We start from the raw sequence: 26,070 nt of genomic DNA, 5'->3' as shown, positions 1-26,070 counted from the left end.
TGTTGAATTGTTCAAATAATCAGTACCACGCTTTCTACGAAATATTTAACTTTCGGACTATTCCAGTAATCCCCCTATTGACATCCACAAATCATGTATATAAACCGGATTAGCCATTATCTGCCGACCAACGTGGTGGATAATGAATATTTCACCGAATTGAATAACCTTTCCAGCGAGTGGATCGTGGAGCGGACGGGCATCCGAGAGCGCCGCAAGGCGGGCGAAGGCGAAAATACCAACACGATGGCCATTGCCGCTGTGGAGGCATTACTTCAGGAGATACCTTACAGCAAGAACCAAATCGACCTGATTGTCGGAGCCACCTACACGCCTTACGACACGATCGTGTCATTGGCCCACGCGGTACAGCATCATCTTAATATCCCGGATATTCCCGTCGTCTCGGTATCGTCGGCATGCTCGTCGCTGCTCAACGCCATCGAGTTGGCAGAGGGGTACTTTGCCATGAACAAGGCTTCCTGCGCTCTGGTAATTGTGGCAGACCATAATACGGCTTATAACAATGAGAACGACACCATGTCGGGGCATCTGTGGGGCGACGGAGCTTCGGCCATGCTCATATCGAAAGAGCGCCAGACAGAGGGCGACCTTTTCATTCGGAAAATAATTACGGGCGGGGCAGCTACAAGTGGCAAAGCGGTGGAAGCCGTGGTGCTGCGGCCCAACGAACGGGGCGTAGTGATGCCTTACGGACGCGATGTATTCCAGAACGCCTGCACTTACATGCCCAAAGTAAGTCAGCAAGTACTGGAAGCCTGCGGCCTGGGTATTAAAGATATCGACTACCTCATCCCGCACCAGGCCAATCACCGCATTAGCCTGAATGTCATTAATACGATGGGTATTCCCGAAGAGAAACTACTCTCCAACATTCAGCGGCTGGGCAATACGGGCTGCGTTGGCTGCGCTATTGCCCTCTCGGAGAACAAAGACCGATTCAAAAAAGGAGACAGGTTGGTGGTGACCGTTTTCGGTGGTGGATATTCCTATGGGGCAATGCTGATTGAAGTTTAAAAGGAGAATTAAAGCGGGATCCTGACGGGTTTGAGATAATTTCCATCTTCCGCTTCTCTCTGAAAAACCAATTACGCTCGATTCGGCAATCAAACTACCTTGATAATGACATTTAAGCCGCCAAGCCTTAAAAATTATCTAAATAACTCTTTTTAGCACCAGCGTAGTAAATATAAGCGACCCTTTACGACTGACGATCAGATTGATTGACCTACCTTCTTTACGCTGAAGGAGTTTGTAGATTTCAGTCATATTGAGCGTCTTAGAAGCCGCATTATTAATAAACATCAGCCGGTCTCCTTCCAGAAGCCCTGCGCGGGAGGCGGGGGAGTCGTCCATGACCCGATCTACATAGTACTCCCGGTAATCCCCCCCTTTTGCCCGAAGGTCCATGCCACTCATGTCATGTTCAAACGGTTCCTTCAATGCCCGCTTGACGGGCTTCATGGTCATATATTTTTCTGGGTAGTTGATCGTGACCCGGAAGCGCCGGAGCAATTCGCCACCGATGTTGCCCTGCCGATCGAAAGTAGGATCTATTTTGCCTCCAAACGAGGCACTATCAGGAAAAGAAGTAACTACCTGGGAAAGGTTGTGATTTCCGATCCGGAGTTTGTCCAGCCGCCCCAGTTTACCACTTATTTTCCCCGACAACCCCATCCCGAGTTGCACGTCGATCGTTGTGTCAGGGAGCGGAATCTGAGTAGCATACGTGTTGAGCATTACGGCATGACCTGCCCCGGTGTCCAACAGCAGCTTAACTACCTGTTTCTCATCTAACTCACTGATAGATATGTCATTTATGTAAGGTTTCTTATTGATAATTTCAAGGGGGATTTTTGCACCATAGTTGCGGCGATATTTGAAGTACCCGGGCAATTGCACAAGTAATTGCCGACGTTGAAAATCAACTGTGATTACAAAACGCTCAAATAGATCGTAGCCGATCAGTCCATGAATAGGCGTACCCACCAATTCTGACAATTTGAGCACATCCTTCTTCAATACGATCAGGTTGTGGTCGTTAATGCGGGCATAGCCGACCCGAAGCGTGTTGCCAATGCTTACCTCTGCCTCTAAAGTGCTGTCCGAACCGACGCCATCGAGCCTGATCGTGCGGACGAACTCCGAGTTGAGGTACTTGGCAACAGCCGTGTCGGTAACAATTGTATTACTCACTCCCGTATCGAGGATAAAATGGAGCGTGTCAGAGTTGTTAATTACCGCGGGTACGATGATTAGATTGGCGTGCAGTTCGAAAGGGATGCGGGCACTTCGCCGTTTCTGGATAAGGTGGAAGCCAAAAATATCGTTCTTTTGCGCCTCCGAAATCAGGGGGCTCACCACAAGAAAGGCCGTGAAAGCAAGAAGTATTTTTATTTTCATTCGCATGGCTTCCTATCTCCCACAATTTGCAAAAACTCTACAAAAAATACTATTCAGACACTAAAAGTGCCGAAGAAACAGTCCGAAAATGAATTTCAGCTTGTTCTCCGGCACGTCACGAACCAAAGTGTTTGGAAGTCTACCGATTAGTTGGCCATAGGCGCTGAATAACGCATAGGCTTCCACGTATTGTTGGCTGGATTCATGTCCGGCAGCACGTTGTCAGGGTCCAGACGAACTGAACGGAGCGGCTGCTGCGTGTCGGCCTTAAATGTCCAGCTTCCACCCCTTTGCCATATCTCAACAGGAAATTCCATCCGCGTTTTCTTACCCGTTACATCTTCCAGTTCTACCACGGCCGGCATAGCCCATCGATCCAGGTTTTCGATGGTAATCAGTGCTCCTTTCTGGGCATCTTGCTCAATGTAGATAACGTCTTTCACGCCCTGGTCAAGCTTGTAGTTTTCAAAGAACCAACCCTTCCAGAACCAGGCCAGATCTTCACCGCCCACATCTTCCATCGTGCGGAAAAAGTCATAAGGAGTAGGGTGCTTAAAAGCCCAGCGCTTCACGTACTGGCGGAAGGCATAATCAAACCGTTCCTTACCCAATACCTGCTCGCGCAGCATTTTCAGGCCAATGGCGGGCTTGTAGTAGGCCTCGATTCCCAGAGCACGGGCACTCACCACGTCAGGGATATTCATGATGGCATCGTCGCTGGCCGGATAAAGTGCAGGAGCAGTGCGCTGCATATCCATAGGACGATTTTTGTACTCTCCATTATTGAAGGCATCGGTCGAAAGAAAGTTGATGAAAGTGTTGAAGCCTTCGTCCATCCAGGCATACTTACGCTCATTGCTACCAACAATCATCGGGAACCAGTTGTGACCGAATTCGTGATCAGTCACCCCCCAAAGGCTGGCTTCCCGACTATCATGTCCGCAGAACACAATACCTGGATACTCCATGCCACCCACAATGCCTGCCACGTTAGTGGCAACCGGGTAACTATACTCGTACACATAATTGGAGTAAAACTCGATACTAGCTTTCACGTACTCCGTGGAACGTCCCCATCCCTTTGCGCCACCATCCTCGGCGGGGTAAGCCGACTGCGCCAGGGCAGTCTTGCCACTAGGCAGATTCATTCGGGCAGCATCCCAGACAAAAGCTTTGGATGTGGCCCATGCTACGTCGCGGGTTTGCTGGCAACGGAAACGCCACGTGAGTGTACCCGATTGTTTAGGCCGGGACTCGGCACTGGTTACCTCTTCCGCTGTGCGGATCATGACTGTGGTATCGCTTTTGGCAGCACGGTCGAGGCGGTTTCGCTGCTCTTTTGTCAGCACGTCGTTGGGGTTGAGCAGCTCGCCCGAACCGACCACAATGTGATCCCAGGGAACAGTGATGGCGTACTCGATATCGCCATAGTCAAGATAGAACTCACCGGCACCAAGGTAGGGAAGCGTGTTCCAGCCTTCGATGTCGTCGTAGACACACATGCGGGGATACCATTGTGCAATCTCATAGATTATGCCATTTTTGGTGTCCAACATTCCCATGCGGTCAGAGCCATACTTGGGGATTTTGAAGGAATACCCCAGGTTAATTTTGATTACATCACCGTTGGCTTTCAACGGGTCAGCCAGGCGTACCTGCATTCGGGTGTCATTGACTACATATTGCGCAACCTGTGCCTTGTTTTTGCCCTGCTGCACGGTGACGGAAGTGATCTTGTTACCTCCTTCGAAACCCATATTGCCAAATCGGCCACCCGTAATCGGTGTTGTCTTGCCACCTCGCGATGTGTCGCTGAAGGCGTTCTGGTCCAGTTGCAGCCACAGGAACTCCAAATCGCTGGGGCTATTGTTCTTGTAGGTAATCTCTATGTCCCCGGCCAGCGTTCCGGCGCTTTCGTCAAGAGATACATTGATCTTATAGTCGGCGCGGTTCTGCCAGTACTTTGGTCCGGGAGCTCCGCCGCCTGTGCGGTACTCATTACCAGGCTGATAATTGAGCAGCGGGTTAAACAGCACATGGGCATCGTATTGGGACTTGGCGGCATCCTGGGCAAAAGAACTCAGGCAGAGCAGCGAACAGAGCGCCAGCAACCCTGAGCGGATCATGGAATTATTCATTATAAACGATAAGGAATTAGAAAATAAAATACTAAAAATCTGTTTGTCAATAAATTGGAAAGTCCAACTATAACAACAACTACTAAACGAGGGAAAGTACCTTTTTGTAAGAAGAATGAGAAAATAATTGCCTCAAGCTTCGCCACCCGGACCTCCGAAACTTAGGGGAAAATTGAAGTTCGAGCCATCTTCAGTAGGTTCGCTAATGGAGCCATGAGCCGCCTCGAATTTGCGGATATTGTCCTTCAAAGCGTTTAACAACCGTACAGCATGTTCGGGGGTGATAATAATGCGGGCCTTGACTTTGGCCTTGGGCACGCCCGGCATCATACGAATAAAGTCGAGGATGAACTCGCTATTAGAGTGGGCAATCATCGCGAGATTGGCATAAGTACCTTCTGCGATATCTTCCGAGAGCTCGACGTTGATCTGTTGCTCCGGTTCCTGATTTTGGTCTTCCATAAGTTTGATAGTATTATTTTTAAACAAAATTAAAAAAAAGGCCGACTCTTTTCCGGGAGTCGGCCTTTTTCTAACTATTTATTCAAACGATCACTTAGGCCAGTTCACGCTTCTTGCGTGATGCGGCTTTTTCGCGCGATTCAGCCAATGCATCGAATTCTTCCTGTGAACCGACGAGCAGATCAACGTACTTGCGCATACCGGTGCCGGCAGGGATCAGGTGACCAACGATCACGTTCTCCTTCAGACCCTGCAGTTCGTCGCGCTTGCCGCGGACGGCCGCTTCACTTAGTACTTTGGTAGTTTCCTGGAAAGAAGCCGCCGATACGAAACTCTCGGTACCCAAAGACGCCTGAGTGATTCCCATCAGTGTGGGCTTACCTACTGCGGGTTGAGCATCGCGGGCCGTGGCCAGCTTCATGTCACGGCGCTTCAAGCTCGAGTTTTCATCGCGCAAGCGGCGAACTGTCACAATCATGCCGGGCTTCAGGTTCTCGGAATCTCCGGGATCGTCAACAACCTTCATGTTCAGAATCTTGTTGTTTTCCTCCCGGAACACCCAGCGATCGACAGGCTGCATTTCTAGGAAGTTCGTGTCGCCCGCATCCAGTATCTCTACCTTCTGCATCATTTGGCGCACGATACACTCGATATGCTTGTCGTTGATTTTCACCCCTTGCAGACGGTACACTTCCTGAATCTCGTTCACGAGGTACTCCTGCACAGCAGTCGGTCCTTTAATCGACAGGATGTCGGCGGGTGTGATGGCACCGTCGGAAAGCGGATCACCCGCTTTCACGAAGTCTCCGTCCTGTACCAGAATGTGCTTCGAGAGAGTCACCATGTAGCGGCGCTGAATACCATCCTTAGAGTCGATCATAATCTCACGGTTACCACGCTTCACGCCGCCATAGCTTACCACACCGTCGATTTCACTGACAGTCGCGGGGTTCGACGGGTTACGAGCTTCGAAAAGCTCCGTCACGCGGGGCAGACCACCCGTAATGTCGCGGGTCTTACCAACAACGCGAGGAATCTTGGCCAATGGTTGTCCGGCTTTCACCTTGACACCATCTTTCACCACCAAGCGTGCGCCTACGGGCAAGTTGTAGAACTTCTCCGTTTGATCTTTCAGGAGTGTGCTCTTTCCCTTAGCTACAATAGCCGGGTTTTTGGTCTTGTCACGAGTGTCAATGATAACCGCCTCCTGGAAGCCCGTCTGTTCATCAAATTCTTCGCGGTAAGTGATTCCCTCTTCAATCGCATCAAAAGTTACTGAACCGTCGAATTCCGACAAGATCACAGCGTTGTAAGGATCCCAAGTACAGATCTCTTGCCCCTTCTCCACTTTTTCTCCTTCCTTCACGCTCAGGTGCGCACCGTAAGGCACGTTGTTGGCAATGAGTAGCTGCTTCGTTTCGGGATGCAGAATACGTACTTCGCCTGAACGGCCCATCACTACGGTGATGTCGTCGCCCTCGCTGTTGGTCGAATGAACCAGACGCAGATCCTCAAAATGGATGATGCCTTCAAACTTCGCCTTGATGTTGGCATCAACGGCGATGTTGGAGGCCGTACCACCCACGTGGAAAGTCCGCAACGTCAGCTGAGTACCTGGCTCACCGATGGATTGCGAAGCAATAACACCTACTGATTCACCAATATCTACCATGCGGCCGGAAGCAAGGCTGCGTCCATAACACTTGGCACAAACTCCACTACGGGTTTCGCAAGTAAGCACTGAGCGAATTTCTACGCTCTCGATGCTTGTCTCATCGATATACAGAGCTATTTCCTCTGTGATTTCCTGTCCGGCTTCGAGAATCATCTCACCGGAAAGCGGGTCCATCACATCATGAACGCTTACGCGACCCAGAATACGCTCTGACAGTGGCTCAACGATATCTTCGTTATCTTTCAAAGCAGATATCTGAATGCCACGCAGTGTTTCGCAGTCGTCTTCGGTGACAACTACATCCTGCGCTACGTCGTGCAAACGACGAGTCAGGTAACCAGCATCTGCTGTTTTCAAAGCCGTATCGGCCAGACCTTTCCGTGCACCGTGCGTAGAGATAAAGTACTCGAGTACGTCAAGTCCTTCCTTAAAGTTTGAAAGAATCGGGTTTTCGATAATCTCGCCTGCTCCACCTGCCAGGTTTTTCTGCGGCTTAGCCATCAGACCCCGCATTCCGCCCAACTGGCGAATCTGCTCGCGAGAACCACGTGCTCCCGAGTGCATCATCATATAGATGGAGTTGAACCCACCCTGGTCCGCCTCAAGTTGCTTCATCAGCGTCTCGGTGATACGAGAGTTAACGCGCGTCCAGATATCGATAACCTGGTTGTAGCGCTCGTTCTCAGTGATCAGACCCATCAGGTAGTTGCTCCAGACGCCTTCGACGTCTTTCTTGGCGTCTTCGATGAGTTTTTCTTTCTCAACGGGTACCATCACGTCGCTCAGACCAATGGACAGTCCGCCTTTGAACGCCATCTGGAAACCGAGTTCTTTGATATCGTCAAGGAACTGAGCCGTCCGGGCTACGCCCGCCAATTTGAATACCTGGCCGATGATCTGCTGTAGTTTCTTCTTCGTCAGCAATTCATTGATGTAGCCTACCTCTTCTGGCACACTCTGGTTGAACAGGATACGTCCGGCCACGGTGTCAATAAGTTTCGTTTCAAACGTACCGTCATCGTTCCGCATCCGTACGCGGCACTTGATGTTGGCATGCTTGGAAACGCGGCCTTCGTTAATGGCGATTATAACTTCACCAGGACCGGAGAAGGTCATGCCTTCGCCAATGATTGGGTACTCTGGAATATTCTTGCGACCCTTGGTTACGTAGTACAGACCAAGTACCATGTCCTGCGAAGGTACCGTGATGGGAGCTCCGTTAGCGGGGTTCAGGATATTGTGCGAAGAGAGCATCAGCATGGATGCTTCAAGCACGGCCTCTTGGCCCAGCGGTACGTGCACAGCCATTTGGTCACCGTCAAAGTCAGCGTTGAAGGCCGTACAAACGAGTGGGTGCAGCTGAATGGCTTTACCCTCGATCAACTTGGGCTGGAACGCCTGAATACCTAAACGGTGCAGGGTTGGAGCCCGGTTGAGTAGTACAGGGTGGCCTTTCAGCACATTTTCCAGAATGTCCCAGATGACGGGATCTTTACGATCCACAATCTTCTTGGCAGATTTAACAGTCTTAACAATACCGCGCTCGATTAGCTTACGGATGATAAACGGCTTGAACAATTCTGCCGCCATGTCCTTAGGCAAACCGCATTCATGCAATTTCAGCTCGGGACCTACCACGATTACGGAACGACCGGAATAGTCCACACGCTTACCAAGCAGATTCTGGCGGAAACGTCCCTGCTTTCCTTTCAGCATATCCGAAAGAGATTTTAGGGCGCGGTTACCTTCCGACCGCACAGCGTTCACTTTCCGGCTATTGTCGAATAGTGAATCCACGGCTTCCTGCAACATGCGCTTTTCATTACGCAGAATCACTTCGGGCGCTTTTATTTCGATCAAACGCTTCAAACGGTTGTTCCGAATGATAACGCGACGGTACAAATCATTCAAATCGGAAGTCGCAAAACGACCGCCGTCCAAAGGTACCAACGGGCGCAGTTCCGGCGGAATCACAGGTACCATCTTAATAACCATCCACTCGGGGCGGTTCTCGATGCGCGTATTGGCATCGCGGAAAGCCTCAACTACTTTCAGACGCTTCAACGCCTCCTGCTTACGTTGCTGCGACGTATCCGTAGCAGCCTGGTGGCGCAATTCGTACGAAAGTTCGTCCAATTTGGTGCGGGCCAGCAGCATTTCCAGCGCGTCGGCACCCATCTTGGCAATAAATTTCTCGGGATCAGTATCGGGCAGCATCTGGTTCTCGCGGGGGAGTTTGTCGATGATATCCAGATACTCGTCCTCCGTCAGGAAGTCCATGTAGCTGATTCCGTCCTCAGCCTTGACACCTGCCTGAACCACGGCATACCGCTCGTAGTAAATGATCTGATCCAGTTTCTTGGTAGATAGCCCCAGCAGGTAGCCAATTTTGTTTGGCAAGCTGCGGAAGTACCAGATGTGGGCGACGGGAACCACGAGTTCAATGTGACCCATGCGCTCACGACGGACTTTCTTTTCGGTGACTTCCACACCACAACGGTCGCAGATGATACCCTTATAACGGATCCGCTTGTATTTGCCGCAGTGGCATTCCCAATCTTTTACGGGGCCGAAGATGCGTTCGCAGAAAAGTCCCCCCATTTCCGGCTTGTAGGTCCGGTAGTTGATGGTTTCGGGCTGCGTCACCTCGCCGTAAGAACTTTCCAAGATCGACTCCGGCGAGGCCAGGCTGATCGTGATGTTCAGGAAGTCACTGTTGATTTTCTTATTTTTCTTAAAAGACATATTGTTGATCTTAGTTTTTGTGAATCAATAGTCTTGAATTGTTTTTTTTCAAAGGAGGGATAAAAACCGGACTAGAGTTTCTATCCCTCCCGATCTATGTTAATCCAGCGTAATTTCCAGCGCCAGGCCACGAAGCTCGTGCACCAACACGTTGAACGATTCCGGGATATTGGGCTTGGGAAGGTTTTCGCCTTTCACAATTGCCTCGTATGCTTTGGCTCGTCCAACTACGTCATCTGATTTCACAGTCAGGATTTCCTGCAGGATGTGCGAAGCACCGAAGGCTTCCAGAGCCCACACTTCCATCTCGCCGAAACGCTGGCCACCAAACTGCGCCTTACCACCCAGCGGCTGCTGTGTAATGAGAGAGTACGGGCCAATCGAACGAGCGTGCATTTTGTCGTCCACAAGGTGACCCAGTTTCATCATGTAGATGAGTCCCACCGTTACGGCCTGGTCGAAACGCTCGCCCGTCAATCCGTTGTAGAGGTAGGTACGTCCCCAGTCGGGTAGTCCTGCCTCAGCAAGTTCGGCAGCTACTTCGTCTTCCGTTGCGCCATCGAAAATCGGAGTGGCGTAGCGGCGACCCAGCTTCAGTCCGGCCCAGGCCAAAATGGTTTCGTAAATCTGTCCGATGTTCATCCGGGAAGGCACACCAAGCGGGTTCAATACGATGTCTACCGGCGTACCATCTTCAAGGAATGGCATATCTTCATCACGGACGATCCGGGCAACAACGCCTTTGTTTCCGTGACGACCCGCCATCTTGTCCCCTACTTTCAATTTACGTTTCTTGGCAATGTATACTTTCGCCAATTTCACGATACCTGCGGGTAGTTCGTCTCCTACCTCAAGGGCAAAACGCTCACGCTTAAACTCACCCATGAGTTCGCTACGCTTGGCAAGGTAGTTACGCACCAGGCGGAAAACGCGGCGGTTTACGTCGGCATCGTCCGTCCAGTTATCCGTCAGTATATCGCCAATCAGGTTGACCTCCTCGGGTACTGAGTACTGGCTTTCATCCCGGTATGGGTTGTTAGCCGGGAAAAGGTTCTCCGTAATATTCTTCCGGCTGAATTTTGCCCCTTTGGCAATCATAACGTCGCCAAACTTATGCTTGACGCCCTGGCTGGATTTTCCTTCAACCTCATCCACCATCTTATCGATCATACGATCACGCAGAGCGTTGAGGTCACGGCTATACCGCTTCATCAATCCTTTCAGCTCGTCCTTGTGCTGCGCACGCTCTTCCTTGGTCGGACGAGAGAACAACTTGGTGTCGATCACAACGCCTTTCATCGAAGGCGGCGCCTTTTTGGAAGCGTCCTTCACATCACCCGCCTTATCACCAAAGATGGCACGAAGCAGTTTTTCTTCCGGAGTCGGATCAGACTCTCCCTTCGGGGTGATCTTACCGATCAGAATGTCGCCTTCCTTCACCTCGGTACCCATGCGGATAATACCATCTTCATCGAGATTACGAACGGTGTCTTCGCTTACGTTCGGAATCTCAGCGGTAAGTTCTTCCTCGCCGCGCTTCGTGTCGCGTACTTCCAGTTCGAATTCTTCGATGTGGATAGAAGTAAATATATCCTCCCGAACAACGCGCTCAGAAATCACGATGGCATCCTCAAAATTATATCCCTGCCAGGGCATGAAAGCTACCATCATGTTACGTCCCAAGGCAAGTTCACCGCCTTCGGTACCGTAACCCTGACAAAGGGCTTCGCCCTTTTTGACTTTCTGGCCTTTTAAGACCATTGGTTGCAGGTTCAGGCAAGTATCCTGGTTAGTGCGACGGAATTTGACGAGGTTGTAGCTGACCGTATCGTCATCGAAGCTTACATCACGATCCTCTTCGGTGCGCTCGTAGCGAACAATAATCTTGGTAGCATCCACGTAGTCAATAACACCATCGCCTTCGGCTACCACCAGAGCCCGCGAGTCCATAGCCACACGCTCTTCCAGTCCAGTACCCACGATGGGAGCCTGAGGACGCAATAGCGGTACAGCTTGACGCTGCATGTTCGATCCCATCAGAGCACGGTTGGCATCGTCATGTTCCAGGAACGGGATCAGCGAAGCGGCTACCGAAACGATCTGGTTGGCGGCGATATCCATATACGACGCCTGCGCAGGATCCACCATCGGGAAATCCCCCTCAAAGCGCGTCTTGATTTTTTCCACCGTAAAGTTTCCTTTCTTATCGACCTGGCTATTGGCCTGGGCGATGTACTTGGAATCCTCCTCCTCGGCGGTCATGTAGGTAATATCTTTGGTCAGTTTACCATTCGCGTCAATTTTGCGGTAAGGAGTTTCGATGAAGCCCATACCATTGACTTTGGCAAATACGCACAATGACGAAATCAGACCAATGTTTGGCCCTTCGGGTGTCTCGATCGTACACAGACGACCGTAGTGCGTGTAGTGCACGTCCCGTACCTCGAAGCCAGCCCGTTCACGTGAAAGTCCGCCAGGGCCCAAAGCCGACATACGGCGTTTGTGGGTGATCTCAGCCAGCGGATTAGTCTGGTCCATGAACTGCGATAGCTGATTGGTACCAAAGAATGAGTTGATGACCGAAGAAAGCGTCCGGGCATTGATCAAATCTACGGGCTTGAAATCCTCATTGTCGCGCACGTTCATACGCTCCTTGATTGTCCGCGCCATACGGGCCAGGCCAACGCCAAACTGGGCGTACAACTGCTCACCCACCGTCCGCACACGACGGTTGGAAAGGTGATCTATGTCGTCCACGACAGCCTTTGCATTGATAAGACCGATGAGGTACTTCACGATGGAAACGATATCATCTGTCGTGAGCACGCGCTGATCCAGGCTGGTGTCAGAGCCCAATTTCTTATTGATCCGATAGCGGCCCACTTCCCCAAGGTCATAGCGCTTATCACTGAAAAACAAACTTTGGATCACGTCACGGGCAGTTTGCTCGTCGGGTGCCTCGGCGTTCCGTAGCTGGCGATAAATTTGCTCAACTGCTTCCTTGTCGGAGTTGGAACTATCCTTCTGCAGCGTGTTGTAGATAATATTGTAATCGGCCACATTCATGTCTTCTTTGTGAAGAATGACTGATTTCTGGCCCGAGCTGATAATTGTATCGATATCTTCGGCATTCACGACCGAATCACGCTCCATCAGGACTTCATTCCGTTGGATAGATACCACTTCGCCGGTATCCTCATCCACGAAATCCTCCGTCCAGGTGCGTAGCACCCGTGCTGCAAGGCGACGGCCAACGGCTTTGCTGAGATTGGTCTTATTTGCATTAATTTCTTCCGACAAGCCGAAGAGATCAAGAATGTCTTTGTCAGAGCCAAAACCGATTGCCCGTAACAACGTTGTTACCGGGAATTTCTTTTTCCGGTCGATGTAGGCATACATCACGTTATTTACATCCGTTGAAAACTCAATCCAGGAACCCTTGAAAGGAATAATCCGCGCGGAGTACAATTTGGAACCGTTAGTGTGCTTGCTCATCGAGAAGAACACACCCGGCGAGCGGTGCAGTTGCGACACAATGACGCGCTCAGCACCATTGATTACAAATGAACCACGCTCTGTCATGTACGGGATATTCCCCAGGAACACTTCCTGCTCAATGGTCTCGAACTCTTCGTGATCAGGGTCGTTGCAAATCAGGCGCAGTTTCGCTTTCAGCGGCACCGCATAAGTAAGTCCCCGGTCAATTGATTCATCTACCGAATACTTGGGCGGTTCGAGCAAATAGTCAATGAACTGTAGCACGAAGTTGTCGCGCGAGTCGGAAATAGGGAAGTTTTCGTCGAAAACCTTATAAAGGCCCTCCGCCGAACGGTCTTCCACCGACGTGTCTAGACTAAAAAAATCTCTGAATGATTGAACCTGAATTCCCAATAAATCGGGATAATTGATGATCGGAGTGATCCGGGCAAAGTTTTTTCTGGAAGCTGTTTTGGTAGCCAAGGCTAAGTTGTTTTTGGGTTAATAGAACAAAAAGTGCCGAAACTCTTGCTAAAACTAACACGCGCAAAAGCATCGGTAAGTTTGGAACCACAAAATATTGCCTCGTAGAAATTGTCGGATAACGGATCCCTCTTCTTACTTTCTACGAGAAAAGAAGTGTTTCGGATCGGTTGTCCCGATTAGAGAAAAACAAGAATGTGGCGAAGATACAGGTGCCGGTCTGTTTTTCGAAAGATTGTAGTTGTGATGCGTGAAACGGGAGGATTGTCGGGTTTATACCCGGTAAGTTAAACACCGTTCAACGAAAATAAGTTTGGTACTTTATCAATAAACAGGAAAAGACCTGACGTATGTCAGGCCTGATCCTGTTAAGATATGGGTGCTGAATCGATGAATTACTTCACCTCTACTTCGGCACCAGCTTCTTCGAGCTGCTTTTTGAGGGCTTCTGCCTCGTCTTTGGCTACACCTTCTTTAACAGCCTTGGGAGCACCGTCCACCAATTCTTTGGCTTCTTTCAGACCCAGACCAGTCAGGTCTTTCACCAGTTTCACAACCGCCAGTTTGCTGGCTCCGGCTGCCTTAAGGATAACGTCAAAAGACGATTGCTCAGCAGCTGCGGGGGCGTCGTCGCCACCTGCACCACCACCGGCCATCATAACCGCGCCAGCAGCGGCGGGCTCAATGCCATACTCGTCCTTCAGAATCGTAGCGAGTTCGTTCACTTCTTTAACCGTAAGGCCAACAAGTTGCTCTGCGAAGGCTTTCAAATCTGCCATTTTATTTGTTTTTGATTAAGTGATTACAAAAATGATTGTTAAAAATGCGGCGTGTAAAAGATCCCGGTGGTTCGCCAACTCCGCTCGGGTCATCAATGGGTTGTTATGCTGCTTGCTCTTCCTTTTCGGATAAAGTTTTGAGAATGCCAGCCAGCTTGTGGCCACCGCTCTGCAGGGCACCCAGCACGTTCTTGGCGGGCGATTGCAGAATGGCAATCACTTCTCCCAACATTTCCTGCTTGGATTTCAGAGCGATCAGGCGGTCAATTTGGTCGGCCCCAATGAACAGGGACGCATCAACGGACGCTCCCTTAAATTGGAGCTTATCCTTGCCTGACTTCTTACGATAGTCCTTAATAAGCTGCGCAGGAACTTTACCTGACTCGGGGTGAAACATCACGCCCGAGAAGCCCTTCAGTACATTGTCGTTAAAAGGAGCATAATCGACCTCTTGGTCTTCCAGTGCTTTCTTAATCAACGTGTTCTTGATTACCCGGTACTCTACGCCGCGCTCATAGCACATGCGGCGGAGGTTACTCGTTTCCGCCGAGTTCATGCCAGAAGCACTCACGATGTAGAAATAGGGAGTGGTCTCGAACTTTTGCTTCAGTTCCGCTACTAGTTCTGTTTTTTGTTCTCTCGTCATAATTATAAACCTGAGATCGTGCTTTTATCAATAGAAACGCTCGGACTCATCGTACTCGACAAGTAAACGCTTTTTACGTAGGTACCTTTGGCCGAAGACGGCTTCATCCGTACCAGAGTGCTCATCATTTCCTGGGCGTTCTGGGCAAGTTTCTCGGCGTCGAAAGACACCTTGCCGATACTGGCGTGAATGATTCCGGTTTTGTCAACCCGGAAGTCGATCTTACCAGCTTTCACCTCCTGTACCGCCTTACCTACGTCCATCGTAACGGTACCCGACTTAGGGTTAGGCATTAGTCCACGGGGACCAAGCACTTTACCCAGACGGCCTACTTTGGCCATGACGTTAGGCATCGTGATGATGACGTCTATGTCAGTCCAGCCACCTTCGATTTTCGTGATGTACTCGTCGAGACCCACAAAGTCAGCGCCCGCCTCTTTGGCTTCTTCTTCCTTCTCAGGCGTACACAATACGAGTACGCGCACTTCCTTACCTGTGCCGTGTGGCAGGGTAACGACGCCACGCACCATCTGGTCGGCCTTACGGGGATCTACTCCCAGACGAACATCGATGTCTACCGACGCATCAAACTTGACGTAACTGATTTCCTTAAGGACCTCCGCTGCCGTCATGAATGAGTAAGCCTGTTCCGGGTCGATTTTCGACTGGGCTTCCTTCTGTTTTTTTGTTAATTTTCCCATGTTGCTGTTTGCTTAGGCGTCAGACCGACGCTTATTTTTTCTCAGTTGCCCACGGGGCTTTACCCTTAATAGTCACGCCCATGCTACGAGCCGTACCCGCAATCTGCTTCATTCCTGACTCAACCGTGAAACAATTCAGGTCGGGCATCTTGGTTTCAGCGATCTGACGAACCTGCTCCCAAGTAACCGAGCCTACCTTAACGCGGTTGGGTTGGTCGGAGGCCTTTTTTATTTTGGCGGCTTCCATGAGTAAGATGGCGGCGGGGGGCGTCTTAATGACGAAGTCGAACGACTTGTCCTTATAGAACGTAATGACTACCGGCAACACCATACCCATTTTATCTTGGGTACGGCCATTGAACTGCTTGCAAAACTCCATGATATTCAATCCTTTGGAACCTAACGCAGGTCCAATAGGAGGTGCGGGATTGGCCTGGCCACCCTTCACCTGAAGCTTTACGTATCCGCCTATTTCTTTTGCCATTTGTTTTTAGATTAATTGGATGGTCACCCGATACTTTCTACGGTGTAATTGCAGAGGAAGCAGTCCTGCCCGAAAAATGTATCAGCTTTCCTTTTCTACTTGTGCGTAACTGAGTTCAACGGGAGTACTCCGCCCGAATATTTTTACCACTACATTTAATTTCTTTTTTTCGTCGAAGACTTCCTCAACGGTGCCAATGAAACCACTGAACGGACCATCGACTACTTTCACACTTTCTCCTTGAAGGAATGACATCGACGGAGCCTCTTCCTCCTGCGCACCCTCTTCCACACGGCCCAAGATGCGATTAATTTCCGACTGGCGCAGTGGTACGGGTACTTTGGCGTTCTTTCCGTCCGCGCTACCCAGAAAACCGATCACGCCGGGCATACTGGTAATAATGTGCTGTACTTCTCCTTTGGACAGATCAGCAGAAATGATGATGTAGCCGGGAAAAAAGTTCTTTTCGCGAACCCTTTTCTTGCCATTCCGCATTTCATAGATCTTCTCCGTCGGGATCAGTATCTCCGGTACGTATTCGGTCAGGTTTTGTCGGGAGAGTTCATTCTCAATGTATGTCTTGATCTTTTTCTCTTGTCCCGATATTGCCCGTAATACGAACCAATTCACGCTACTCATGCCGTTCTGGATTATTCAAGCCGCCTGCAGTGAAGCGTCTTAGAAAGTCTGATAAAATAGATTGAGCGCGTTGTCGAAAACAAAATCCATCGCCCCCACCACGAAGGCGAAAATGAGTGATCCCACCAGTACGAGCGTTGTGTTGGACTGCAACTCGCTAAAAGGAGGCCAAGTCACGTGCTGGGTGATTTCAACCCAGGAAGCTTTAAAGAATGCGGTGAGTTTATCCATTTTGTTGTTAGAAAACGCGTAGCACGGGTGGAGAGATTCGAACTCCCATCAACGGTTTTGGAGACCGCTATTCTACCCTTGAACTACACCCGTATTTGATCCCTTCCCTAATTTCTAGGGGTTTGGGGCTGCAAAGATAGCCTTTTTTTATAAAAAACAAGTGCATCTCGCAAGGAAATGCACTTGTTCTCAATTGTTTGCTAGATATTAGTCAAGAATTTCAGTAACCTGACCGGCACCTACCGTACGACCACCCTCACGGATAGCAAAACGAAGGCCTTTCTCCATTGCGATTTTGTTGATCAAAGTTACCTCGATCGTGATGTTATCGCCAGGCATTACCATTTCCACGCCAGCAGGCAGAGTAATCTCACCCGTTACGTCCGTGGTACGGAAATAGAACTGTGGACGGTACTTGTTAAAGAACGGCGTGTGACGGCCACCTTCTTCTTTCGACAGTACGTAAACCTCAGCCTTGAAGTGAGCATGTGGCTTCACTGAACCTGGCTTACATATTACCATTCCACGACGGATATCTTCCTTGTCAATACCGCGCAGCAGCAAACCGACGTTATCGCCCGCTTCGCCACGGTCAAGGATCTTGCGGAACATTTCCACACCCGTGATCGTAGATTTCAGGTTCTCGGCGCCCATACCCAGGATATCCACAGGATCACCCGAGTTAATAACACCACGCTCAATCCGACCGGTAGCAACCGTGCCACGACCCGTGATCGAGAATACGTCCTCGACAGGCATCAGGAAAGGCAGGTCTGTCATGCGGGGAGGGATGGGGATATAGCTGTCAACAGCATCCATCAGATCTTCCACCGTCTTCACCCATTTCTCTTCGCCGTTCAAAGCGCCGAGGGCTGAGCCCTGGATAACAGGAATATTATCGCCATCGTAATCGTAGAAGCTCAAAAGCTCACGGATTTCCATTTCAACAAGTTCCAGCAGCTCGGGGTCATCCACCATGTCCACTTTGTTCATGAACACCACCAATTGGGGCACTCCTACCTGGCGAGCCAGCAGGATGTGCTCGCGGGTTTGGGGCATAGGACCGTCCGTAGAAGCTACTACGATAATGGCACCATCCATCTGGGCAGCACCTGTCACCATGTTCTTCACGTAGTCGGCGTGACCTGGGCAGTCAACGTGCGCGTAGTGACGATTGGCAGTCTGATATTCTACGTGTGAAGTATTGATTGTAATACCACGCTCTTTTTCTTCGGGCGCGTTGTCGATTGATGAAAAGTCACGAATCGAGGATAGACCCTTACCCGCCAGTACGGTGGTGATGGCCGCGGTCAACGTAGTTTTGCCGTGGTCAACGTGTCCGATTGTACCGATGTTTACGTGCGGTTTCGAGCGGTCAAACTTATCTTTTGCCATGTTTTCTTAGGTTATACTTAATTAAGTGTTAATACGTGTTTTTAACGAGGATGGTATGGTACGGCATAAAACTTGGTGAGCCGGGCCGCCGTATGCCCTGCATACTTCTTTCTCGCTTCCTCACCAAGAAAGGACAATTTATCGTGAGCCGTTGAGGGGATTTGAACCCCTGACCTCTTCCTTACCAAGGAAGTGCTCTACCCCTGAGCTACAACGGCGTCTTGGTTTCTTATTTTGTTGACCACTGCGGAAATCTGAGCCGCACCGGCTAAACTACCTAATCATCTCTTTATCAAGGAAGTTCGATACTTCCTAAGATACAATGGTGTGAATTTAAAATAACGAAGCGATCATCGAAATAATTCCAACAGAATAATTTTCGGTGATCGCTTCGTTGGGCTGCTACAATGAGCGGGAGACGAGGTTCGAACTCGCGACCTATAGCTTGGAAGGCTATCGCTCTACCAGCTGAGCTACTCCCGCAAACATTTGGTGGGGGCGGATGGATTCGAACCACCGTAGGCGTACGCCAGCAGATTTACAGTCTGCCCCATTTGGCCACTCTGGTACACCCCCTCGAACTATTTCAAAGCATTTTGCCCCTCCACGATTCACTTTGGAGTCGCAAAATTATAGCCTTTTCAGTTATTGCCAAAATTCTTTGCAAAATTTTTCGAATAAAAATTCAACGGCAGCTCCAAATCCCTCCGTAGCTGCCGTTAAAGGCGGTTTTACCAACTTAAAAACGAATTCCAAAATTAATCATTTTTACCGCTGGTCCGCGATTATCCTGAAACAGGTTGTTCATATCATAGTGAACAAAGAAGTCCGGGAAGTTTTTTATACCCAATTCGAAGGCCGCACCATAGCGGAAGTCGTTGAGATAATAGTTGCTTCTTTCTTTGTCTTTTTTGCCATCGGGGTATTTGATTTTTGAGTAGCCGCCCAAACGATACCCCACATATCCTCCTGCACTAATGTAGGAAATGAATGAACCAGGAAAGCTGACGGTTGGCATGAGCGAGAAATTAACATAAGGCACCGTCAACTTGGTTTTGCGCACATCTATCTCCCGATTCTCATTGTCAAGGATTAACGGAAACCGGATAGAGGACAGATCCTTTTGTATAGTGTTATTACCCTCAAACATCAGGTTGTTCCAGGCTACGTCGAGACCAAAATCCAGATGCAGGCCAGCGTTTTTGCCCCTGGCCAGGGTTGCACTTTTTACCAAACCCAGGCTAATATAGCGCGATCCAAAAGGACGCAAATCGTACTCTTCTGTATTAAAAGTACCCGGCTCGTTCTGGGCATAGGCATTCAGCCCCAAAGCTACGTTGAAGCCCCGGCGCGGACTGGAATATTTCCGCACCCGACGTATGCGCATGACCCGATCGCCGTCGTTATCGTCGTTTTCTTCATAGTCTCGGTCACGGCGCCCTTCACCGCCGCGGGCAGTAGTATCGATGCCACCACTACGGCGGTCACTATCGTAGTCACTGTCGTCGCGATCACCGCCGACGCGTACCCGGTCGCTACCGTCTTTGATGTCAACACCTCGGGTGGTAATTGTGACTTCGGTATCGCCGTCTTTGATGCGGATGCCACGCAGACCGATTCGGACGTAGTTTTTATCTTTAACGTCGGCACTGTCTTTCATGTACTTACGTCCATCAATATCTTCAAAATAGATTTTGGTTTCACCTGTCATTGTGTCAAGGCGTGCTCCCAGGTCTTTGAGCAGCGAATTCAGGTCGTACTTCATCAGCTTGTCGAGTTCCTTACGGTCCTCTCCATAAATAATCATCCGGGTTTTGTCTCCGAAGGTGATGATGATTGAATCTTTTGGAGCCGGTGCAGCGTAAGCAGCCACGGAACTCAGCGCGACAACCACGCATAAAATGAGGGATTTTAAGGTGCTTTTCATGGTATGTAAAGTTAAAGTTTGGTCTTATTTTTCAGTTCCTGGTACTTGTCGGAAATTTTATCTTCCCCGTTGCGGATGCGTTCGTCGGCGCGGGCGAGGATTCTTTTTGGATTGATGCCTATTTCATCCCACTCCACCTCATCTCCCTGCTTGGCGTTTTTTAATTGACGCAATACCCGGAGAAATTTGGATGACTTCTGAGTTTCTGTGGTTAAATCCTCCGTTTCTACGTGCGCTACGATCACCCGATTCTGTGAAAGATCAGTTAGTGCCGTGCCAGGTACTTCTACGGACTGTGATAATTTTACATCTTCATTTTTAGCAACCAATTGTTCAGGACTAGTTTCTCTTGCTACAACTTTAGCAATTTTCATATCTTCCAGAATTGGCGTTCTTTCAGTCTCCGGTTGCTTAGGAGCAGTCGCATTTATGATCGTAGGGGAAACATCTATCTGCGCAACCACACGGTTGTCATTCGGCAGAACCGACACATCATTCCGTTCAATTTCCAACTTTTCAGTATCAGCCGTTTGAAAAGCTGGCGAGTCTGGCTTATCTGTGTCTGTCCTGGTCACTTGCTCCGTTCTGGCCAATTGCCCCTGTGACTCGAAGGTTTCCGTTTGGCTTTGCCAGACCAGATAACCCGCCATGAGCAGTATCGTGACGCTGGCGGCAGCATACCAGTACCAGGCACCTAAGCGACGGGTTTCTTTTTCCTGCCCTTGCTCGATTCGTTGCCACAGGTCAGGAGACGGTGTTCTTTCCAGACCTGAAAGTTTGCGGGCAAAGAGTTCGTCAATATTATTATGCTTCTTCATATTCTATTTTTTTTTTTAATTCATTCTCCCAATCAGTCACAAGCTGTTGCAACAATGCCCGGGCCCGGTGCAACTGCGATTTGGAAGTACTCTCCGTGATACCGAGCTTTTCGGCGATTTCGGCATGAGTATACCCCTCGATGGCATATAGGTTGAACACAGTCCGGTATCCTATGGGTAAAGTGTCGATCATCTGCAACATCTCTTCGGTTTCCAGCGCTTCGTCGGCCAGGCTGGTATCAACCACCTGCTGGGCCTCGTCGATTATATCCACTTCCTGAATCCGCTTCCGTTGCCGGAGGTAGCCGAGCGACTCATTGACCATAATCCGTCGCATCCAGCCTTCAAAACTCCCCTCGCTTTTAAACTGCCCGATTTTATCGAAAACTTTCATGAACCCTTCCACCAGTACATCTTCGGCAGTCATATGGTCGCCAACATATCGTATACATACGCCTAACATCCGTGACGCATATCGATCGTACAACTGACGCTGCGCCTTGGGGTCGCCCTGACGAAGGGCTTTTACCATTTGGGCTTCCTTATCAAAGAGGGGTAGTATTCGTGACATTCCTTCGGGGTGTTTCAATGGCAAGATGCACATTCCCCCCCGGCAGGTTGCATGGCATTAATTATTTTTTTACAAAAAAAGGGAAATGACTGTTTATGAGTCGTTTCCCTTTTTCAATTGATCGTGTTTATAACACCTTATAGGAACTTCAGCTTCCCATCGCCTGCTGGACGCGGGCAGCAACCATTCTCTGTTGTTCGCGAGCCTTCCTGCTATTTTTAAACCAGAAATAGGCAAACAAAGCAACTATCAAATAAGGCATAATGAATAAGTACATGATTCCGGTATTGAGGCCAATTCCGACATTATTACGCCCATTACCCATCGTACTCTCAACAGAGCCCCTGCACATCGCACATTGCGCCCACAACTGACCAGCACTCAACACAAATAGCACCAGCAATAAAACGATTTTACTTAATATTTTTTTCATTGGTAATAAGGACTGATTAGCAAATAAACGATCACACCCGTAATGCTTACGTACAACCAAATGGGAAACGCCCATTTTACAGCTTTTTTATGCTCAATAATCTGATTGCTGTACGCAAAATAAACCGCCCTCAACACAAACCAAACCACCACGACTGAAAGTACAATATGGCTTATCAAAAGAAAGTAATAGATGGGCCGGATCAATCCTTCACCACCAAATGCTGTGGATTCATTACTCAGGTGATACAACACATAACTCACCAAGAACAGCGAGCCCAATACGAAGGCCGCCGTCATGGTACGGCGATGCGCAGCAACGTTTTTCCTTTGGATAAAAAGAAAACCAACTACCAACAGAATAGCCGTTAGCGAATTGATAACAGCATTAACATGCGGCAAAATTTTGGTCCAACTTCCCAAATCTACCTTTTGCCTCAAACCCAATAAAACTGCTACCACTAACGGAATGGCCACCGCTAATACATTAATAAGGCGGTTGTACTTCCGGCTCTTCTCTAAAACTAACGTTTCCAACTTATTTTAAGGACAATGTAGAATGAAAGGTGTACAGTGGCTTTCTCGTAAAATCTATACAATCCTTTCCCGACTTTTTAAAATAACTATAACTAGTCCTGCTTCCGATTGTGTTCGAGAATTCTTATTTCGGCCATCAGCCGATCAACTTCTTCGGGATCGGTGGTGTCGTAGAATCCTCGAATAAAGCCTGCGTCATCTACCAAACTTAACCTTGCTTGAGGAGAAATGGTTTGCAGCCCTGGTACTTTTTCGCTCAGTCGAAAAACGTCTTGAAGGATAAGGCTGAATGCAGAATCCGGCACGGTAGCTATCTTCCATGCTTCCTCCACTTCTCTACTTTCTTTAATAGATGAGATGAGTTGTGGATTGTCCTCACTTACCAAAGTCAAAACAAAGAAAGCAGGGTAAGCCTGATGTAAACTCTGAACGCGGGCAAGCTGACTTAAAACTTCCTTGCAGGTGTCAGCGCAGGGAGAAGAGACCGTACTTATCACTATTGTTTTCCCTTGCAGAGAAGCCGTCGAGATGGTACTGCCATCAGCGGTTTTCAGGGAAAAATCCTGAATTTGGTAGAAAGTAGTATCGCCATTGGATTGAACAATGGCGTTGTTCGCAACGTCCCGAAGCGGCACAAAGTAAGGGAGGTCGTAGTGGTTGGTGGTGAAAACTTTGAGAAACAAATAAATTAAAACCGGGAACACCAATGTAAGCATCAGTAACCCGGTTTTTATATATTTCCGCATAAGCTTATCTCGCTTCAAAGATCGAGCCACCTTCCAGCATCAGGGCTAACAACAACCATATTACAAAAATGACTGGAATCAGAATGGACCAAATCAAGGATTTCACTTCATGCTTCAAGTGCATGAACTCTGCTACGATATAGAACGCCTTCACAACGGTAAGACCCACAAAGATTGCTACTTTCAGCATGCTGGTCTGCATCGTGAATGCTATCAGGAACTCAAATGCCGTTATGACAGAAAGTATGATAAATACTTTCCAAATCTGTTTGCGCTGGGCAGCACCGCCGTCTACTGGAACGTCGTCGTGGCGAGCGGCTGCTTGTTGAGGGGTTGCATGTATTTCAGCCATAATTATATTGATTTAAAGAACTTATACCAGATAGAAGAAAGTAAATACAAATACCCACACCAGATCCACAAAGTGCCAGTAAAGGCCGACTTTCTCCACCATTTCATAATGGCCACGACGGTCATAATAGCCTGTTGCAGAACGATAATAAATCAGGATATTCAGTAGCACTCCGCTGAAAACGTGCGTTCCGTGAAAGCCCGTAATAAAAAAGAAGAAGTCTGCAAAAGCGGGAGGACCGTATTGGTTTTCAGTTAAATTGGCGCCAAAAATCGTTCGCTCCACCCATTGGCCGTCTACAATCTCACGAATAACCGAGCCACCTTCTGTACCATGAATAAAGTGAGCCCATTCCCAGGCCTGGCAACCTAAAAAAGTGAAGCCCCCCAAAATGGTCCAAAGCATGTACACTTCAACCGCTGAACGATCCATGCGGTGACCTGCCTCCACAGCTAATACCATGGTAACGCTGCTGAAAATGAGAATGAATGTCATAATACCGACAAACACCAGCGGCAATTCAATACCATGCAAAAAGGGCACTGCTTCGTAAACCTTTTCAGGGATGGGCCAATACAGGTTAGAGAAAGTAAAATCAGCTACTGCACCATCGTAAGCAGGATAGCTGAAACGTACCAATCCGTAAGAAACCAGCAGAGCAGAAAAAGTAAAAGTATCCGAGATGAGGAAGAACCACATCATTAGCTTGCCGTAGCTGGCTTTCATGGGTTCAATGCCTCCCAGCCACATTCTTCTGGGCAGGGTATCGGTAGTCGTTGCAGCCATCGCGTCGTTAAATTATCAATTGAAGGTCAATAAAAAGAAAAACAAATATATCCAGAGGAAATCCAAAAAGTGCCAATAAGTAGCGCAAATCTCTATGCGACGTAGACTTTTAGCATGCACCTTGAACCGAAACGCTGCCACCAAAGCAGTAAGCAGAACAACTAGTCCGCTAATCAGGTGGAAACCGTGCAAGCCCGTGAAAACGTATAAAAATGATCCTGAGGGATTGCCGACAAAGTAAACTTTCATGTCTACCATTTCTCGCCAGCCTTGAAACTGCATCCCGAGAAACAAGAGTCCCAGCGCAAAAGTAATAGAAATTGCCGTTTTCAGTTGGGTGAAATTATCTTTTTTTGCCGAATTATAAGCCCATTGCATACTAATGCTACTGAAAAACAGAACCACGGTACTATACCAAAAGATAATAGGCATCTGAAATTCAAGCCAGTTCCCTTCGGCTCTGCGCACCAGATATGCACTGGTCTGCGAGGCAAAAAGCATGACAATACTGACTATAAAAAGCCAGAGAATAAATTTTTTCGGGTCCACCGAAAGGGTGGCTTCCGGCTCTTTCTGTATGGGTATCTGATGTGTTGCTTCCACGGTCAATAGTAAATTAGTGAATCTTGAATTAGTGAATAAATATCTCTAATTCCCTTCTTTAATAAAGTTAATGCCCAAATGCTGACAGCCAAACCTGGATTTTCTAAAGCTTATCGAGTAGAAACGCTATCTGTACAATGGGTAGATAAATAAATGAGCCAAACATCAATTGCAATGCAGTTTTATCCGTGCATTTACGCATGAGATGAAATGTCTGGGCCAGAAACAGAACGCCAAAAACAGTGGCAATAAACGCAGAATTGATTCCAGTCATGCCTAGTTTGAAAGGCAGCCAGCCAACCGGTATCAGGCAGAGCGTCCAGATCATAATCTGGATGGTCGTGTTGAGGTCCTTACCTCCTTTGGATGGAAGCATTTTGAAACCCGCCCGTTTGTAATCTTCGTCCAGTACCCAGGCAATGGCCCAAAAATGCGGAAACTGCCAGAAGAATTGAATAGCGAATAAAATGCCTGGCTCTAAACCAAAGTGATTAGTAGCGGCAACCCAACCAATCATCGGCGGGAAGGCGCCTGGAATTGCTCCAACAAATACTGCAATGGGTCCGACTCGTTTTAACGGGGTATAAACAAACCCGTAAAGAACAGTGGAAAGTGCAGCTAGTAATGCAGTTGCCACATTAAAGTAAAGGGCGAAAATCAGAAGCGATGAAACTCCTAGGAAAACGCCCCAAATTGCGGCCTCCTGAACCGTAACCCTCCCACTCGGCAATGGTCGATCTGCGGTTCTTTTCATCAATTTATCCAGATCGATTTCGATGATTTGGTTTATGATATTGGCAGCACCGGTAATACCAATCGCCGCTAGACAAAATAACCCCAACATCGCCCAGTTAACCGTCGGCACAGCAAGGCTGTAACCGAAGGCACCTGAGAAAGCCACTAGTGCCGCCAAACGAAACTTTAAAAGCTCAAAAAAAGCTTTGGCCTTAATCCCAACTAAACTTCCACTTGACAAACTGTTGTCGGATGCGATCATTCGTTGCTAAAAGTTTTTAATG

Annotated in this window: 23 protein-coding genes and 4 tRNA genes; 1 reads left to right on the top strand and 26 read right to left on the bottom strand. The window is 48.8% G+C overall.

Features of this window, described 5'->3' with window-relative positions:
- Positions 1–93: 93 nt before the first annotated feature.
- A complete protein-coding gene (locus tag IE117_RS03425; protein WP_189562930.1) occupies positions 94–1,038 on the top strand; it encodes a 3-oxoacyl-ACP synthase III family protein in 945 nt (314 codons plus the stop codon).
- A gap of 138 nt (positions 1,039–1,176) precedes the next feature.
- On the opposite strand, the gene IE117_RS03420 is transcribed toward IE117_RS03425, so the two are convergent.
- The 26 genes from IE117_RS03420 to cyoE all read right to left on the bottom strand — a co-directional run bounded on the left by IE117_RS03420 (position 1,177) and on the right by cyoE (position 26,048).
- Positions 1,177–2,424: an aspartyl protease family protein gene (locus IE117_RS03420; protein ID WP_189562929.1), complete on the bottom strand. Its 1,248-nt coding sequence runs from the start codon at positions 2,422–2,424 to the stop codon at positions 1,177–1,179.
- 146 nt (positions 2,425–2,570) lie between these two features.
- Positions 2,571–4,562 carry a M1 family metallopeptidase gene (locus IE117_RS03415; RefSeq protein WP_189562928.1) on the bottom strand — a complete coding sequence of 664 codons (1,992 nt, stop codon included), beginning with the start codon at positions 4,560–4,562 and terminating at the stop codon, positions 2,571–2,573.
- Between the two features lie 132 nt (positions 4,563–4,694).
- Positions 4,695–5,024: a DUF3467 domain-containing protein gene (locus IE117_RS03410; RefSeq protein WP_189562927.1), complete on the bottom strand. Its 330-nt coding sequence runs from the start codon at positions 5,022–5,024 to the stop codon at positions 4,695–4,697.
- Between the two features lie 94 nt (positions 5,025–5,118).
- Positions 5,119–9,444, bottom strand: coding sequence for a DNA-directed RNA polymerase subunit beta' (gene rpoC, locus IE117_RS03405; protein ID WP_189562926.1), 4,326 nt, complete (start codon positions 9,442–9,444; stop codon positions 5,119–5,121).
- A gap of 99 nt (positions 9,445–9,543) precedes the next feature.
- The gene (gene rpoB / locus IE117_RS03400) at positions 9,544–13,404 is read right to left on the bottom strand and encodes a DNA-directed RNA polymerase subunit beta (RefSeq protein WP_189562925.1); all 3,861 of its coding nucleotides are present in this window, start codon (positions 13,402–13,404) and stop codon (positions 9,544–9,546) included.
- 395 nt (positions 13,405–13,799) lie between these two features.
- A complete protein-coding gene (gene rplL, locus IE117_RS03395) occupies positions 13,800–14,183 on the bottom strand; it encodes a 50S ribosomal protein L7/L12 (protein ID WP_189562924.1) in 384 nt (127 codons plus the stop codon).
- A gap of 103 nt (positions 14,184–14,286) precedes the next feature.
- Positions 14,287–14,829, bottom strand: a complete 543-nt coding sequence (gene rplJ / locus IE117_RS03390) for a 50S ribosomal protein L10 (protein WP_189562923.1) — start codon at positions 14,827–14,829, stop codon at positions 14,287–14,289.
- A gap of 2 nt (positions 14,830–14,831) precedes the next feature.
- Positions 14,832–15,530 (bottom strand): 50S ribosomal protein L1, encoded by a 699-nt coding sequence (gene rplA, locus IE117_RS03385; protein ID WP_189562922.1) that lies wholly within the window; start codon positions 15,528–15,530, stop codon positions 14,832–14,834.
- Positions 15,531–15,561: 31 nt separating this feature from the next.
- The gene (gene rplK / locus IE117_RS03380; protein ID WP_189562921.1) at positions 15,562–16,014 is read right to left on the bottom strand and encodes a 50S ribosomal protein L11; all 453 of its coding nucleotides are present in this window, start codon (positions 16,012–16,014) and stop codon (positions 15,562–15,564) included.
- Positions 16,015–16,095: 81 nt separating this feature from the next.
- Positions 16,096–16,653, bottom strand: a complete 558-nt coding sequence (gene nusG / locus IE117_RS03375) for a transcription termination/antitermination protein NusG (protein ID WP_189562920.1) — start codon at positions 16,651–16,653, stop codon at positions 16,096–16,098.
- A 39-nt stretch (positions 16,654–16,692) separates the two neighbouring features.
- A complete protein-coding gene (secE, locus tag IE117_RS03370) occupies positions 16,693–16,884 on the bottom strand; it encodes a preprotein translocase subunit SecE (protein ID WP_189562919.1) in 192 nt (63 codons plus the stop codon).
- A 22-nt stretch (positions 16,885–16,906) separates the two neighbouring features.
- Positions 16,907–16,977: transfer RNA gene (locus IE117_RS03365), tRNA-Trp, on the bottom strand.
- 114 nt (positions 16,978–17,091) lie between these two features.
- Positions 17,092–18,279 carry an elongation factor Tu gene (gene tuf / locus IE117_RS03360; protein WP_189562918.1) on the bottom strand — a complete coding sequence of 396 codons (1,188 nt, stop codon included), beginning with the start codon at positions 18,277–18,279 and terminating at the stop codon, positions 17,092–17,094.
- 146 nt (positions 18,280–18,425) lie between these two features.
- Positions 18,426–18,497, bottom strand: a tRNA-Thr gene (locus IE117_RS03355).
- A gap of 192 nt (positions 18,498–18,689) precedes the next feature.
- Positions 18,690–18,762, bottom strand: a tRNA-Gly gene (locus tag IE117_RS03350).
- 7 nt (positions 18,763–18,769) lie between these two features.
- Positions 18,770–18,855 (bottom strand) — tRNA-Tyr (locus tag IE117_RS03345).
- 163 nt (positions 18,856–19,018) lie between these two features.
- On the bottom strand, positions 19,019–20,206 hold the full coding sequence (locus tag IE117_RS03340; RefSeq protein ID WP_189562917.1) for an outer membrane beta-barrel protein: 1,188 nt from the start codon (positions 20,204–20,206) through the stop codon (positions 19,019–19,021).
- An 11-nt stretch (positions 20,207–20,217) separates the two neighbouring features.
- Complete coding sequence (locus IE117_RS03335) at positions 20,218–21,024, bottom strand: hypothetical protein (RefSeq protein WP_189562916.1); 807 nt, start codon at positions 21,022–21,024, stop codon at positions 20,218–20,220.
- Positions 21,011–21,595 (bottom strand): RNA polymerase sigma factor, encoded by a 585-nt coding sequence (locus IE117_RS03330; RefSeq protein WP_189562915.1) that lies wholly within the window; start codon positions 21,593–21,595, stop codon positions 21,011–21,013. The genes IE117_RS03335 and IE117_RS03330 overlap by 14 nt, the downstream gene beginning before the upstream one ends.
- Before the next feature lie 148 nt (positions 21,596–21,743).
- Positions 21,744–22,028: a CAMCR motif-containing small membrane protein gene (locus tag IE117_RS03325; RefSeq protein ID WP_189562914.1), complete on the bottom strand. Its 285-nt coding sequence runs from the start codon at positions 22,026–22,028 to the stop codon at positions 21,744–21,746.
- Positions 22,025–22,564: a DUF420 domain-containing protein gene (locus IE117_RS03320; RefSeq protein WP_189562913.1), complete on the bottom strand. Its 540-nt coding sequence runs from the start codon at positions 22,562–22,564 to the stop codon at positions 22,025–22,027. Before IE117_RS03320 ends, IE117_RS03325 begins: the two co-directional genes overlap by 4 nt.
- A gap of 92 nt (positions 22,565–22,656) precedes the next feature.
- Entirely contained in the window at positions 22,657–23,310 is a 654-nt protein-coding gene (locus IE117_RS03315) for a thioredoxin domain-containing protein (RefSeq protein ID WP_189562912.1), read from the bottom strand.
- 4 nt (positions 23,311–23,314) lie between these two features.
- On the bottom strand, positions 23,315–23,662 hold the full coding sequence (locus IE117_RS03310; RefSeq protein ID WP_189562911.1) for a cytochrome C oxidase subunit IV family protein: 348 nt from the start codon (positions 23,660–23,662) through the stop codon (positions 23,315–23,317).
- 21 nt (positions 23,663–23,683) lie between these two features.
- Entirely contained in the window at positions 23,684–24,448 is a 765-nt protein-coding gene (locus tag IE117_RS03305) for a cytochrome c oxidase subunit 3 (RefSeq protein WP_189562910.1), read from the bottom strand.
- 15 nt (positions 24,449–24,463) lie between these two features.
- Positions 24,464–25,051 carry a cytochrome c oxidase subunit 3 gene (locus IE117_RS03300; RefSeq protein WP_229580262.1) on the bottom strand — a complete coding sequence of 196 codons (588 nt, stop codon included), beginning with the start codon at positions 25,049–25,051 and terminating at the stop codon, positions 24,464–24,466.
- A gap of 103 nt (positions 25,052–25,154) precedes the next feature.
- Entirely contained in the window at positions 25,155–26,048 is an 894-nt protein-coding gene (gene cyoE, locus IE117_RS03295; RefSeq protein ID WP_189562909.1) for a heme o synthase, read from the bottom strand.
- Positions 26,049–26,070: the final 22 nt, after the last annotated feature.

This window comes from Persicitalea jodogahamensis (assembly GCF_014651615.1).
Taxonomy (GTDB): Bacteria; Bacteroidota; Bacteroidia; order Cytophagales; family Spirosomataceae; genus Persicitalea; species Persicitalea jodogahamensis.
The sequence above is the reverse complement of the archived record's forward strand: the minus strand, read 5'-3'. Positions and strand labels throughout refer to the sequence as shown.

Excerpts from the sequence above, each read along its gene's own strand:
- IE117_RS03330 (WP_189562915.1), bottom strand. The coding sequence starts at position 21,595 with ATGTCACGAATACTACCCCTCTTTGATAAGGAAGCCCAAATGGTAAAA.
- IE117_RS03325 (WP_189562914.1), bottom strand. The coding sequence starts at position 22,028 with ATGAAAAAAATATTAAGTAAAATCGTTTTATTGCTGGTGCTATTTGTG.
- IE117_RS03305 (WP_189562910.1), bottom strand. The coding sequence starts at position 24,448 with ATGGCTGCAACGACTACCGATACCCTGCCCAGAAGAATGTGGCTGGGA.
- rpoC (WP_189562926.1), bottom strand. The coding sequence starts at position 9,444 with ATGTCTTTTAAGAAAAATAAGAAAATCAACAGTGACTTCCTGAACATC.
- secE (WP_189562919.1), bottom strand. The coding sequence starts at position 16,884 with ATGGATAAACTCACCGCATTCTTTAAAGCTTCCTGGGTTGAAATCACC.
- cyoE (WP_189562909.1), bottom strand. The coding sequence starts at position 26,048 with ATGATCGCATCCGACAACAGTTTGTCAAGTGGAAGTTTAGTTGGGATT.
- IE117_RS03310 (WP_189562911.1), bottom strand. The coding sequence starts at position 23,662 with ATGGCTGAAATACATGCAACCCCTCAACAAGCAGCCGCTCGCCACGAC.
- IE117_RS03315 (WP_189562912.1), bottom strand. The coding sequence starts at position 23,310 with ATGCGGAAATATATAAAAACCGGGTTACTGATGCTTACATTGGTGTTC.
- IE117_RS03410 (WP_189562927.1), bottom strand. The coding sequence starts at position 5,024 with ATGGAAGACCAAAATCAGGAACCGGAGCAACAGATCAACGTCGAGCTC.
- IE117_RS03335 (WP_189562916.1), bottom strand. The coding sequence starts at position 21,024 with ATGAAGAAGCATAATAATATTGACGAACTCTTTGCCCGCAAACTTTCA.
- IE117_RS03425 (WP_189562930.1), top strand. The coding sequence starts at position 94 with ATGTATATAAACCGGATTAGCCATTATCTGCCGACCAACGTGGTGGAT.
- nusG (WP_189562920.1), bottom strand. The coding sequence starts at position 16,653 with ATGAGTAGCGTGAATTGGTTCGTATTACGGGCAATATCGGGACAAGAG.
- tuf (WP_189562918.1), bottom strand. The coding sequence starts at position 18,279 with ATGGCAAAAGATAAGTTTGACCGCTCGAAACCGCACGTAAACATCGGT.
- IE117_RS03420 (WP_189562929.1), bottom strand. The coding sequence starts at position 2,424 with ATGAAAATAAAAATACTTCTTGCTTTCACGGCCTTTCTTGTGGTGAGC.
- rplA (WP_189562922.1), bottom strand. The coding sequence starts at position 15,530 with ATGGGAAAATTAACAAAAAAACAGAAGGAAGCCCAGTCGAAAATCGAC.
- IE117_RS03415 (WP_189562928.1), bottom strand. The coding sequence starts at position 4,562 with ATGAATAATTCCATGATCCGCTCAGGGTTGCTGGCGCTCTGTTCGCTG.
- rplK (WP_189562921.1), bottom strand. The coding sequence starts at position 16,014 with ATGGCAAAAGAAATAGGCGGATACGTAAAGCTTCAGGTGAAGGGTGGC.
- rplL (WP_189562924.1), bottom strand. The coding sequence starts at position 14,183 with ATGGCAGATTTGAAAGCCTTCGCAGAGCAACTTGTTGGCCTTACGGTT.
- IE117_RS03340 (WP_189562917.1), bottom strand. The coding sequence starts at position 20,206 with ATGAAAAGCACCTTAAAATCCCTCATTTTATGCGTGGTTGTCGCGCTG.
- rplJ (WP_189562923.1), bottom strand. The coding sequence starts at position 14,829 with ATGACGAGAGAACAAAAAACAGAACTAGTAGCGGAACTGAAGCAAAAG.